The organism is Kocuria sp. WN036 (genome assembly GCF_002287015.1).
GTDB classification, from domain to species: Bacteria; Actinomycetota; Actinomycetes; order Actinomycetales; family Micrococcaceae; genus Kocuria; species Kocuria rosea.
Genome location: NZ_NSKF01000010.1, coordinates 1 through 11849, shown reverse-complemented (window position 1 = coordinate 11849; position 11849 = coordinate 1). Strand labels below are relative to the sequence as shown.

11 protein-coding genes and 1 pseudogene are annotated in these 11849 nt (G+C 68.7%); 8 read left to right on the top strand and 4 right to left on the bottom strand.

Going from position 1 to position 11849, the window contains the following annotated elements:
- Positions 1–91: 91 nt before the first annotated feature.
- The 8 genes from CK505_RS08050 to CK505_RS08015 all read left to right on the top strand — a co-directional run bounded on the left by CK505_RS08050 (position 92) and on the right by CK505_RS08015 (position 7922).
- Complete coding sequence (locus CK505_RS08050; protein WP_095650751.1) at positions 92–439, top strand: helix-turn-helix transcriptional regulator; 348 nt, start codon at positions 92–94, stop codon at positions 437–439.
- A gap of 237 nt (positions 440–676) precedes the next feature.
- Positions 677–1282, top strand: coding sequence for a cadmium resistance transporter (locus CK505_RS08045; RefSeq protein WP_062737352.1), 606 nt, complete (start codon positions 677–679; stop codon positions 1280–1282).
- Positions 1283–1452: 170 nt separating this feature from the next.
- Positions 1453–2085 (top strand): class I SAM-dependent methyltransferase, encoded by a 633-nt coding sequence (locus CK505_RS08040; protein WP_095650750.1) that lies wholly within the window; start codon positions 1453–1455, stop codon positions 2083–2085.
- The gene (locus CK505_RS08035; protein WP_062737350.1) at positions 2082–2618 is read left to right on the top strand and encodes a DinB family protein; all 537 of its coding nucleotides are present in this window, start codon (positions 2082–2084) and stop codon (positions 2616–2618) included. The genes CK505_RS08040 and CK505_RS08035 overlap by 4 nt, the downstream gene beginning before the upstream one ends.
- A gap of 300 nt (positions 2619–2918) precedes the next feature.
- A complete protein-coding gene (gene merA / locus CK505_RS08030; protein WP_095650749.1) occupies positions 2919–4364 on the top strand; it encodes a mercury(II) reductase in 1446 nt (481 codons plus the stop codon).
- Between the two features lie 235 nt (positions 4365–4599).
- Positions 4600–5949, top strand: a complete 1350-nt coding sequence (locus tag CK505_RS08025; RefSeq protein WP_095650748.1) for an NAD(P)/FAD-dependent oxidoreductase — start codon at positions 4600–4602, stop codon at positions 5947–5949.
- 87 nt (positions 5950–6036) lie between these two features.
- Positions 6037–7425, top strand: a complete 1389-nt coding sequence (locus CK505_RS08020) for an FAD-dependent oxidoreductase (protein WP_095650747.1) — start codon at positions 6037–6039, stop codon at positions 7423–7425.
- Positions 7426–7532: 107 nt separating this feature from the next.
- Positions 7533–7922, top strand: coding sequence for a heavy metal-responsive transcriptional regulator (locus CK505_RS08015; RefSeq protein WP_095650746.1), 390 nt, complete (start codon positions 7533–7535; stop codon positions 7920–7922).
- A 637-nt stretch (positions 7923–8559) separates the two neighbouring features.
- Here the strand turns inward: CK505_RS08015 and CK505_RS08010 are convergent.
- From CK505_RS08010 to CK505_RS18415, 4 genes and pseudogenes are all read right to left on the bottom strand, one after another.
- On the bottom strand, positions 8560–9765 hold the full coding sequence (locus tag CK505_RS08010) for a hypothetical protein (protein ID WP_095650745.1): 1206 nt from the start codon (positions 9763–9765) through the stop codon (positions 8560–8562).
- Between the two features lie 159 nt (positions 9766–9924).
- Positions 9925–10257 (bottom strand): helix-turn-helix domain-containing protein, encoded by a 333-nt coding sequence (locus CK505_RS08005; protein ID WP_095650744.1) that lies wholly within the window; start codon positions 10255–10257, stop codon positions 9925–9927.
- Positions 10258–10260: 3 nt separating this feature from the next.
- On the bottom strand, positions 10261–11301 hold the full coding sequence (locus CK505_RS08000) for a tyrosine-type recombinase/integrase (protein ID WP_255250916.1): 1041 nt from the start codon (positions 11299–11301) through the stop codon (positions 10261–10263).
- A 340-nt stretch (positions 11302–11641) separates the two neighbouring features.
- A pseudogene (locus tag CK505_RS18415) lies at positions 11642–11849 on the bottom strand (hypothetical protein); the annotation flags it as partial.

Below are 11849 nucleotides of genomic sequence, written 5' to 3'. Positions count from 1 at the left end.
CTCCCTGGACAAAAGGCCCTGCACCGTCCCTTGCGGGCAACGTCAGATCCACCCCGTCCAATCAATCGGACTTAGGCGATAGGATCGGGTCATGACGAACACTAGTTGTACGACCGGCCTGGCCCCGGCCGTGGCCCTGTTCCACTCCCTGTCCGATCCCACTCGCCTGGCCATCGTGGGGCGCCTGGCCGGCGGTGAAGCCCGAGTGCGGGACCTGGTGGAGGAAACGGGCCTGGCTCAATCCACCGTCTCGGCCCATGTGGCCTGCCTGCGCGAGTGCGGGCTGGTGGCCGGACGCACCGAGGGGCGGCAGATCTTCTACGCTCTGACCCGCCCGGAGCTGATGGATGTGCTCGCCGCCGCCGAGACCCTGCTGGCAGCCACCGGTTCCCAGGTCGCGCTGTGTCCCGCCTACGGCACCTCCACCCAAGAACACTGACAAATACATCACCCTCACCGGGCCCGCCCACGCACTGAGGGTGAAAGCGGGTGCTGATGCGCCTTCGGGTGCCCATGACGGGCGCCGCGACCCATACCCGGTGACAGTGCCCCGGTGATGGTGCCCGGGGCATCGGCTCCCGGCAGCCTTCCCCTGCCTGCTGCGCTCGGCCGCCCGACCCAGCGCAGCACGCCAGGTCCCGGTCGGCGGTTCTCCCCACTGAAGAAAAGACAGGTTATGGAACTCATCTCCCCCGTGCTGCAGGCGATCGGCCTGTTCGCGGCCACCAACATCGACGACATCATCGTGCTCTCCCTGTTCTTCGCCCGCGGAGCCGGGGCCCGCGGCACCACCGCCAAAATCGGGATCGGCCAGTACCTGGGCTTCGGCGGCATCCTGGTCGCCTCCGTGCTGGTGACCCTGGGCGCCAGCACCTTCCTGCCGCCCGAGGCCATTCCCTACTTCGGCCTCATCCCCCTGATCCTCGGCCTCATCGCGGCCTGGAAGGTCTGGCGCAGCGACGACGATGATGACGATGACGAGGGGAAGGTCGCCGGCAAACAGGTCAGCATCTGGACCGTCGCCGCAGTCACCTTCGCCAACGGCGGGGACAACATCGGGGTCTATGTGCCCGTATTCGTCACCGTGGGCCCCACCGCGATGGTGGCCTACTGCATCGCCTTTTTGGCCATGGTCGCGGTGCTGGTGGCTATCGCCAAGTACGTGGCCACCCGCAAACCCATCGCCGAAGTCCTGGAACGATGGGAACACATCCTGTTCCCGATCGTGCTGATCGGCCTGGGCGTGGTCATCCTCCTCGAAGGCGGCGCCTTCGGCCTCTAACCCATCCGCCTGCTGAGCTCAGCCCTACGACGGGACCCCGGCTCCCTCGGGCCCGCCCCCGGGCGGTGTGAATGGCCAGGTCGCCCCCATCCTTTGCCTAAACGGTTCACTACCGTCGATCGTGGAACTAGGCTCGGCGCACACGATGCGTACGCCGAAAGGTGGAAACCATGCCGAGGATGTCCGCCTTAGAGGCCTCTTTCTGTCGCAGCGCGCCATGGGGCCTTGTGGCCCGGCGGATGGTTCCTTGGGCGACCCAGGGGTTCCCCGTCACCGGGGACGTGCTGGAGATCGGTGGAGGCAGCGGTGCGATGGCCGAGGCCATCGCCCGAGCCCACCCCCGGGTGCGGCTCACCATGACCGATGCCGACCCGGTGATGGTCGAGGCCGCGCAGGACCGCCTGGCCGGACACCCCTTGGTCCAGGCGCGTCAGGCCGATGCCACTCGGCTGCCCTTCGAGGACGAGTCGTTCGACACGATTCTGAGCTTTCTGATGCTCCACCACGTCATCGAGTGGGAACACGCGGTGACCGAGGCGGCCCGAGTCCTGCGACCGGGCGGGGCCTTCGTGGGATACGACCTGCTGGCCTCACCGATGGCATCCCTGGTGCACCGTGCCGACCGGTCACCGCACCGGCTCATCGAACCGGAAGCCTTCGGACCAGTCCTCGACCAGGCCGGCCTTGCCCCACTCGCCCTCCGGCTGTCCTTCGGCGGTCGGGTCATACGTTTTATCGCCCACAAGCCAGGCAATGCCCAGAACGCTCCCGGCAGCGACATCACTTCCAGGAGCAGCCGATGAATAGCGCGCCCATCACCCCCGGAACCATCCATGAGGAGCTGGAGCGGGTCCGCGCGGACTTCCACGCCCTGGTCACTGAAGCGACCCCTGCGGATGTGCACCGGCTCTCGTCAGGCACCCGGTGGACCAACGGGCAGCTGCTGTTCCACATGTTCTTCGGCTACCTGATCGTGCGGCGCCTGTTGCCGCTGGTGCGTCTGATGGGTCGTCTCCCCGAGCCGGTCAGCCGCACCTTCGCCCGGGTGCTGGAGGCCGGCACCCGGCTCTTCCACCTGATCAACTACTTCAGCGACCGTGGGGCCGCGCGGGTGATCCACGGTCCGCGGCTGATCCGGTGGTTCGACCGCACCGTCGAGGTCCTGCAGGCCCAGCTGGAGACCGAGGCCGCGGCCGCACTGGCCCGTGGGATGCACATGCCCGTGTCCTGGGACCCGTACTTCCGGGACTGGATGAGCCTGGCCGAGATCTACCACTACGGCACTCAGCACTACGACCATCACCGGCAGCAGCTGACCATCGGCCGGCCATCCTGAGGAGGCCCCTGAGGAGCTGAGTAGTGCGGTCGGGACGGCCCAGTGGGCGTCCTGCGTTCTGGGCGGGATCGCCACGTCAGGGTCGACCAGGCTGATGCTGATGGGGCCATGAGCCTGGGGTGAACCCACCGTTGAACCCGCCCGGCGCCCGAGGGTCAGTATTCAGCCGGCACCGGCAGGGGGCTGTTGTCGCAGTGACACCTTGACCTCCCCCTGTGGGGGAGGGTGCAGGCTGGGTCGGAGAAGGGCACACGGAAAGTTTCCGGTGGGAGTGGTCCTCACCGATTTGCGGAGGTTGTCATGGGTGGAACTGCAGTGATCGAGACGGATCTGGCCATCATCGGTTCTGGTGGTGGTGCTTTCGCCGCGGCGATCCGGGCAACGAGCCTGGGCCAACGGGTGGTGATGGTGGAGCGGTCCACGGTGGGGGGCACCTGTGTGAACACCGGGTGCGTGCCCTCGAAGGCGTTGCTGGCCGCCGCCGGCGCCCGCCATGTGGCCCTGGATGCCTCCGGTCGGTTTCCCGGGCTCGCCGCCTCGGCTGGCCCGGTGGACATGCCGGGGCTGATGGCGGGCAAGGACGGGCTGGTGGAGGGGATGCGTTCGGAGAAGTACGTGGATCTGATCGCCGACTACGGGTGGGATTTGCGCCGCGGGGAGGCCGCCTTCACCGGCACGGCCCAGGACCCGGTGCTGGAGATCACCGGCCGCGGCGGGGCGGTGGAGGAGGTGCGGGCCGGCCACTACCTGGTGGCCACCGGCTCGGCCCCGTGGGCTCCGCCGATTCCCGGGCTGGAGGATGTCGACTACCTCACCTCCACGACGGCGATGGAGCTGCCGGAGGTCCCGGAGTCGATGATCGTGCTCGGCGGCGGCTATGTGGCCTTGGAGCAGGCTCAGCTCTTCGCCCGGCTGGGCTCGCAGGTCACGGTGCTGGCCCGTTCCCGGTTGCTGTCCGGGGAGGAGCCGGAGGTCTCGAAGACCCTTATGGGGGTCTTCGCCGATGAGGGCATCCAGGTGCTGCGCCGGGCCGCGGTCGAGTCCGTGGGCACCGATCCGGCCACCGGGGGTGTCGTGGTGGCCGCCACCACCCGGGCCGGGCGCCAGGAGTTCACCGCGGACCGGTTGCTGGTGGCCACCGGGCGCCGGGCGGTGACCGAGGGCCTGGGCCTGGGCACGGTGGGGGTGGCCACCGGGGGGCGGGGGGAGATCCTCGTGGAGGACACCCTGGCGAGTTCGCACCCGCGGATCTGGGCGGCCGGGGATGTCACCGGGCACCCGGAGTTCGTCTACGTGGCCTCCGCCCACGGGGTCACCGCGGTGGAGAACGCCTTCCACGGCGCGGGACAGCGGGTCGACTACACCCACCTTCCCCGGGTCACGTTCACCTCCCCGGCGGTGGGGGCGGTGGGCATGACGGATAAGCAGGCCAGGGAGGCGGGCATCCGGTGTGAGTGCCGGGTGCTGCCCCTGGAGTACGTGCCGCGGGCGCTGGTGAACCGTGACACCCGGGGGTTCATCAAGATCGTCGCCGACGCCGACACCGGGCGGATCGTGGGGATCACCGCGGTGGCCCAGGAGGCCGGGGACCTGGCCGCGGCCGGGGTCTACATCTTGTCCGCGGGGATGACGGTGGACCAGGTGGCGACCTTGTGGTGCCCGTATCTGACGATGGCTGAGGGTGTGAAGATCGCCGCCCAGTCCTTCCGCACCGATGTCTCGAAACTGTCCTGCTGCGCCGCCTGAGGCCCGGACCCCACCAGCCGCCCCCGCCCAGGGGGGCGACCGTGACCGGCCACGAGGCCTCTACGATGGCCGGCCGGGAGGCATCAGCACGGCTGAGCAGCGGCTCACCCAGGCCCCGCCGACCTCCTCCGCGACCGGGCGGGCGGTTGCGGACACCGCACACCCTGCCCGTGATGGGACGGGGCGCCACGACGAGTAGAGCCGAAAGATCCACCGCATCTGAAGGAGACACATCATGAGCGAACATTTCGACGTGGCCGTTCTCGGCATGGGACCCGGTGGTGAGGTTGCCGCCGGCCGGCTGCTGGCGGCGGGGAAGAACGTCGCCGTGATCGAGCGGGAGCTGATCGGTGGGGAGTGCGCCTACTGGGCGTGTATCCCCTCCAAGACGGTGCTGCGCCCGGCCGAGGCCCGCACCGAGGTGCACAAGGCCGCCGGGGTGTCCGGGGCTGAGGTGGACTGGGCCTCCACCCGGGAATACCGCGACTACATGATCCGTGACCTCGACGACTCCGCCCAGGCCGAGGGCTACACCGCCCAGGGCGCGACCGTGATCCGGGGCGAGGCCGGCCTCACCGGCCCGGGCCGGATCCGGGTCGGGAACCGGGAGATCACCGCCGAGCACATCATCATCGCCACCGGCTCCGAAGCGGTGATCCCCCCGATCGAAGGGATCGAGGAGATCACGGCCTGGACCAACCGGGAAACCTACACCACCCACGATTTGCCCGAACGCGCCGTGGTCGTCGGTGGCAGCGCCGTCGGGGTGGAGACCGCCACGTTTTTGGCCCGCTTCGGGGTGCAGGTCACCCTCATCCACCGCGGGGACCGGCTGCTGGGCCGGGAGGACCCCCGGGTGGGGGAGCTCGTCCACGACTACCTGGCCGAGGCCGGGGTCGACATCCGCCTGGGCGCCTCGGCCGCCAAGGCCCACAGGAACGGTGCGGACAGTATGGTGATCCTCGAGGACGGGAGCGAGGTGGCCGCCGACGTGGTGATCTTCGGCACCGGCCGCGCCCCCCGCACCCAGGGCCTGGGCTTGGAGGCGGCCGGGGCACGTCTGGGTGAACACGGTGAGGTGCTCATCGACGAGCACGCCCGGGCCGCCGACAACCTGTGGGCGATCGGTGACGTCACCGCGGTGATGCCCTTCACCCATGTGGCGAAGTACCAGGGGCGGATCGCCGCTGACGCGATCCTCGGCCGCCCGCGCCCCGCCAGCTATGTGGGGATCCCGCGGGTGGTGTTCGCCGACCCGGAGATCGCCGCGGCCGGACTCACCACCGAGCAGGCTCAGCACCGCGGGATCCGCACCACCGCCACCGAACTGGACCTGGCCCACGCCATCGCCCGCCCGTGGACCTACGAGCAGGACCCGCGCGGGCACCTGGGGCTGCTGGCCGACGCCGAGCGAGGGGTGCTGATCGGGGCGTGGGCGGTCGGCCCGCAGGCCGGGGAATGGATCCACCACGCCGCCCTGGCGATCCGGGCGCAGCTGCCGCTGGAGCTCCTGCGCGATCAGGTCGCCCAGTTCCCCACCTACCATGAGGCCTACCAAGCCGCACTGGATCAGCTCGAGGTCTAGGGGCTGGGCGCCGCCCCGGGCAACCGGGCATGATCCGCTGCAGAAGGCGACAGCAAGCCGAAGCACTGCTCGAGAAAGGGGAAGCCCATGGCCCAACGATTGATCGTCATCGGTGGGGACGCCGCCGGGATGAGCGCGGCCTCCGCCGCCCGCCGCCAGCTGCCCCAGGACCAGTTGGAGATCGTGGCGTTCGAGCGCGGTCACTACACCTCGTACTCGGCCTGCGGGATCCCGTACTTCATCGGCAAGGACGTCGCCGACACCACGGCACTGATCGCGCGCACCCCGCAGCAGTTCCGCGACCACCACGCCATCGACGCCCGGACCGGCCACGAGGTCCTGGAGATAGACCTGCACCGGCGCGCCGTGCTGGTGCGTGACCTCGTCCGGGGCCGGGAGGCCTGGGAGGGCTTCGACCAGCTCATGGTCGCCACCGGGGCCACCCCGGCCCGCCCTCCACTGCCCGGGATCGAGGCGGCCGGCATCCACGGGGTGCAGACCCTCGACGACGGCCTGGCCCTGCGGACGGTGCTGGAGCGGGACCGGCCGGGCCGGGCCGTGGTGGTCGGGGCCGGCTACATCGGCCTGGAACTGGCCGAGGCCCTGTCCGCCTGGGGCGTGGGCATCACCGTGATCGGACGCCCCCCGGCCCCGCTGCCGGCCCTGGACCCGGACATGGGCGCGCTCATCGCCACCGCGATGGAAGGCTTCGGGATGGAGGTGCGGATGGAGGAGACCGTCACCGGCTTCGCCACCACCGACGGGAAGGTCACCGCCGTGGTCACCGACCAAGCCACCATCCCCACCGATCTGGTGATCCTCGGGCTGGGGGTGACCCCGAACACCACCCTGGCCGCCCAGGCGGGGATCCCGCTGGGGGCCACGGGGGCGATCACGGTGGACCGCCGGCTGCGCACCGGCATCGACGGGGTGTGGGCAGCCGGGGACTGCGTGGAGAAGTTCCACCGCGTCTCCCGCCGCCACGTCAGCCTCCCGCTGGGCACCCACGCCAACAAGGAGGGCCGCACCGCCGGGATCAACCTCGGCGGCGGCTACGCCACCTTCCCCGGAGTGCTCGGCACCGCCGTGACCAAGATCTGCGACATCGAAGTCGGACGCACCGGCCTCGGCGAGGCCGAGGCGCAGGCGGCCGGCTTCGATCCGGTCACCGCCGTGGTCGACTCCACCACCCGGGCCGGCTACTACCCCGGAGCCAAACCGATCCGCACCAAACTCATCGCCGAACGCGGCACCGGACGACTGCTCGGAGCCCAGATCGTCGGAGAAGAAGGCGCGGCCAAACGCATCGACGTGCTCTCCGTCGCTTTGTGGCACGAGACCCCAGTGGAAGAGCTGCTGAACATCGACCTCTCCTACGCCCCACCGTTTTCCCCGGTGTGGGACCCGGTGCTGATCGCCGCCCGCAAGACCTGGCAGGCCGTGGAGACCGACCGCGCCCGCACCGAACCCGGATGACCACCGACCCCGGGTGGCCACCGACGACTCCGGGTCAGGCAGTGCCCGGTACCGGAACCTTCCTCTACCGTGGAAGGCCACAGAACAGTCCAGGATCGAGGTGCACCGTGCGGATCGGTGAAGCGGCCGCAGCCGCCGGCATGACCACCAAAGCCCTGCGGTTCTACGAACAGCAAGGACTGCTGCCCCCGGTGCACCGCGGTCCCAACGGGTACCGCGACTACCCACCAGAGACCCTCGCCCGCCTGCAGTTCATCCGCCGCAGCAAGGCCGCCGGACTCAGTTTGGCCGAGATCCGGAACATCCTGCAGATCCGCGACGCCGGACAGGCCCCGTGTTCCCACGTAGCCGCCCAGCTCGCCCAGCAACTCACTGACCTCGACCAGCACATCGCTGAGCTCACCGCTCTGCGGACTTCCGTGGCCGAGCACTACCAGGCCGCCTCCCAAGGCGACCCCGCCCAGTGCGACGCCGAGCAAATCTGCAGTTACCTATGAGGTCATCATTGATGTTCAGATATGGATGAACACAGCGATGAATCCGAAGAGCGCTACCACTGATGGGAAAGCGCGTTATCCGGTTTTTCAGTGAGCGCAGGTCATCGGGGCTGTTGGCACTTCAAGTAAGGTCCACGAGACTCGTCACGACATTGCGTCGGACCCGGGCCGTCGCCGGCGACAAGGCCTTCGCCGACTGCAGAGAAGTGCGTCCGTTCATGGCCTTGGCCAGGAACACCTCAGGAGTAGGGGCGTGCCCGCCGATGTGAGCGAACCGCACGTCGCCGCCATCCGGGCCCGGAAGATCGTCCTCAGTCCCCGGAAACCGATTGCGGCCCTCGCACACAGATTGCGTGCAACGCAATCGCCGCCTACGAATGCCGAGGTCAGAATGCGAATGGGTCCGCTGGGCGCAGGCTTACTCCGCGCCATGCACGACCTGGCGTCTGCGGTGCTGATGCGGAATCGGCGCACGTCAGAGGCACCTCATGGTGCAGTGACGCCGTTACCCGGAACCTCACGATGTGCAGAAACCGCGAATAAAGTCGTTGTGAGTGCTGGCCTTGCGTGTTCGAGACCGGCGTATTCGACCGACTTCTGAGTGAGCAGGGCGGTTTGGGGCGGGGGAGTCTGGCGTTCAGGGGCCGGTGCTTCTGCTGGTGATGTAGTCGGTGAAGGTTGCGCCGGCGTCGCGGCGGTGGCGATCGGTGACGGGATAGCTGTAGTGCAGGGCATCGGCCACCACGGGCGCGGGCATTTCCAGGACCAGGGCCCGGAGTGCGGCGTTGCGGGCGCCGAGGATCTCGATGCCGCGCTCACGCAGGGCCATCATGATCGAGTTTTGGTGCATGTGCTGCCCTGGCCGGGTGCCGGGGAAGAGCCAGGTGTTCTGACGGTGCGCGGAGGTGTTCGTGTTCGGCAGGGCATTCAGGTGGGCACGAACGATCTCGTCGAACGGGGGCGGGATCTCGAGCCGATCATTGGAGAAGGCCACGGTGAGCCGGTCTCCGGTGTCGTGGACCTGGTCCAGGCTCATGCGCGAAATGCGGGTGAGAGGTTGGCCGTAGAGCAATAGGAAGAGGGCGGCGACTCGTTGTGCTCCGGGAATCGGCGCCGAGAGGTCGGTGAGGGCGCGGATGTGCGCCAGGCGTTGGGCCTGACTGATGACCGGTGTGGTGCGAGCGGTGCGGTAGGGGAAGTCCAGGGCCGGCAGGTGTCCGTGCTCGGCAGCCCAGCGCACGAAGCTTCGGGCCAGGCTGCGGGTCGTGGGCCCCTCGGCCAGCCAGGAATCCACGTCGTGCTGGGTGCATTCCTGCGGGCCGTGCCCACGTGCCCTGAGGTGGTCCAGAAAGCCGATGGCCATAGTGGTGGACTGCTTGGCGGCCAGGAAGGTGCCCTTCTTCAGCGCCCCGGTGCTCTCAAGGCGGCGCATCCGATTCAGGTGGGTCCAACGGGCGTACTGGCTGATCAGCAGTGCGTCCGGGTCGGGCAGGGCGCCGGTCTTGGTCTGCAACCAGGTGTGGAAGCCTTCGATGTCGAGGTTCACCGGCTCCAACAGCTGGTGCTCGATGCACAGGGCCCGCAGGAAGGCGACCTTGGCCGCTGACGGGTGGTCCCGGAAGGTCTCGTGCGTCAGAGGCAGATGTCCCTGGGCGATGTCCCGCAGCAGCTGCTCGGCCTGCGGGTTGACGGTAAGCCAGATCCGGGCGCTACGCGCGTTCTTCTGGCAGATCAGGGCGGTGAACAGCGGCCGTAGCGGTGCGGCGATGGCCCCGGTGCCGTCATCGAGCACGGTGGTGAGGTCATCGGCGAGGCAGCAGTGCGCGCACAACCCGGTGCGCACGGGTTCGTCCTCGCGCCCGCACCGGGTGCAGCGGAAATTGCTCGGGATCCCGGTGCAGTCGGTGCAGGCCGGAGTACCTTCCAGGAGTCCGGGCAACAGCCGGTGCGGTGGCAGCGGACGCAGCCACCGCCGTGGGCGGGCCCGCTCATTCGGGCCTGCTCATTCGGGTCGGTGGATCTGGGCCCGGATCGGGCGGATGGCGTCCTTCTTCGCCGAGCCCGCCTCGGTGCCGGTCAGCTGGTGGCGGGTCTCGGTGGCGACGACGGTGGTGGGGCAGAGTTCCTCGAAGGTGCAGTCCAGGGCATCGAGCAACGCGGCCAGCAGAGTCAGGTTCATTCGTTCGGGTCTGGACCCGATGAGCCGGTAGATCTGGGAGGCCGACAGACTCACCCCGCGGTCCTGCAGGAGGGGGATTAGGTCGGAGAGGTTGTTCATCCCGCGCGCGGCCATGATCTCTCGTAGCCGCCAGGTGTACTCCACGTGCCGTTTCATCGTTCAGGACTCCTTGTCAGTGCCGGTGCTCGTCGCCGCTACGGCCATGCGGGCGATGGCCCGGTCCACGACCCGGGCCCGGTAGTCGGGGGACAGACCGGTGTAGATGGAGGTCGTCGAGGCGTGGGCGTGGCCGACCTGCTGCTGGATGAAGAACGCGTCATAGCCGATCTCGACCAAATGGGTGACGTAGGAGCGGCGCAGCGAGTGGAAGTCCAGGTCCTCGTCCAGTCCGGCCTCGCGCTTGACCTCAGTGAACGCCCGGCTCAGCGAGTCCGCCGTGATCGCGCCCCGGCCACGCTCACTGGGCCACATGCCCGTCGACCCGGCTGGGGCGTAGAGGGGACGAACGTCCTCGGCCCACTGCGCCACGCAATCAACCGCCCAGCCGAACTCCGGCACGGTCAGCACGGCCCGGCGCTTGGGCGGGGACCCGCGCATGGCCTTGCCGTGCCGGATGTAGACGATCCCGGCCCCGCCGAACTGCCTCGCCTGCGGGTTGGTGGCGAAGTCGACCAGATCCAGGCTGCGCACCTCGTTGCGGCGCAGCCCCCAGGCGTAGGCGACCTTCATGATCGTTGCCGTGCGGAATGCCGGAATCCAGCCCTTGGCCCCGGCCCGACGGATGCGCAGCACCCGCTCGTCGGCGCAGTCGAAGAGGTCCTCGAGCTCGTCACGGGTGTAGGGGCGCTTGCCCGGGGACCCGACCGTGTCCTGGGCGTGGCGGGCGGTGTTCCACTCGTGGAAGACCTGCGCGGGGTGATTCCCGAACCGGTCCCAGCACTGCTCAGCCCACCCGTAGGCCGGATCCGTCAGATACTCCAGGAACATCCGCAGCGCGTTCTGATACCCCAGAACCGTCGAGCGGGCCGCGCCCTTGAGGGCCCGCAGTTCCAGGAAGAACTCGTCCACGGTCCCCGCTGTCCACTCCCACGGATAGCAGTCGGCGAACTGGCGGAACCGCAGCACCGTCGCCCGCCGCGCCTCGACCGTGCCAGGGGAAAGATTCCGCGCGAACTGCTGGGCCGCCCAACCATCCAACATCGCAGCCCACACCGTCTCGGCCTCGTGAAGCACACCCGTCCCGGAGCGCAGTAGGGCCGGCACAACACCGGCCGGACCCCGCTGATCGTCTCGCATAATACGCGAAAGCTTCGCATGAAACGCGAAACCCGGTCAACCCCCACAGAAACCGCAGGTCAGAGCACGGTCCGCCGACCACCTTCTGGGCTTTGAGGCTTCACGCGGGGCCAACACCGCCCCCAGAGAACCACCACAATGGCTCGGTGACGAGGGAGTCGTCCCCGCTGGCGAATTCGCACATTCCGCCAACATGGCATCCTCTGATGGGAAAGTGCGTTATCCGTTTCTTCGGTGATCGAGGTCATCGGGGCTGTTGGCGTTTCAGGTCGATGTAGTCGGACATGGGTGTGGCGGATCGGGCGGCGTGCTGGGCGATGATGTCGGGGCTGTAGCCGAGGAGATCGATCAGGGTTCGTGCGTCGACTTCTTGGGTGAGGTCGCGCAGGGTGGCGTTGCGGGCCCGTTGGGCGTCAATGCCGAGGACTTTGAGCCTGCCGGAGAGAGTGTTC

Bases quoted from the DNA above. Each gene is read 5' to 3' on its own strand.
- CK505_RS08050 (WP_095650751.1), top strand. From the start codon at position 92: ATGACGAACACTAGTTGTACGACCGGCCTGGCCCCGGCCGTGGCCCTG.
- CK505_RS08045 (WP_062737352.1), top strand. From the start codon at position 677: ATGGAACTCATCTCCCCCGTGCTGCAGGCGATCGGCCTGTTCGCGGCC.
- CK505_RS08040 (WP_095650750.1), top strand. From the start codon at position 1,453: ATGCCGAGGATGTCCGCCTTAGAGGCCTCTTTCTGTCGCAGCGCGCCA.
- CK505_RS08035 (WP_062737350.1), top strand. From the start codon at position 2,082: ATGAATAGCGCGCCCATCACCCCCGGAACCATCCATGAGGAGCTGGAG.
- merA (WP_095650749.1), top strand. From the start codon at position 2,919: ATGGGTGGAACTGCAGTGATCGAGACGGATCTGGCCATCATCGGTTCT.
- CK505_RS08025 (WP_095650748.1), top strand. From the start codon at position 4,600: ATGAGCGAACATTTCGACGTGGCCGTTCTCGGCATGGGACCCGGTGGT.
- CK505_RS08020 (WP_095650747.1), top strand. From the start codon at position 6,037: ATGGCCCAACGATTGATCGTCATCGGTGGGGACGCCGCCGGGATGAGC.
- CK505_RS08005 (WP_095650744.1), bottom strand. From the start codon at position 10,257: ATGAAACGGCACGTGGAGTACACCTGGCGGCTACGAGAGATCATGGCC.
- CK505_RS08000 (WP_255250916.1), bottom strand. From the start codon at position 11,301: ATGTTGGATGGTTGGGCGGCCCAGCAGTTCGCGCGGAATCTTTCCCCT.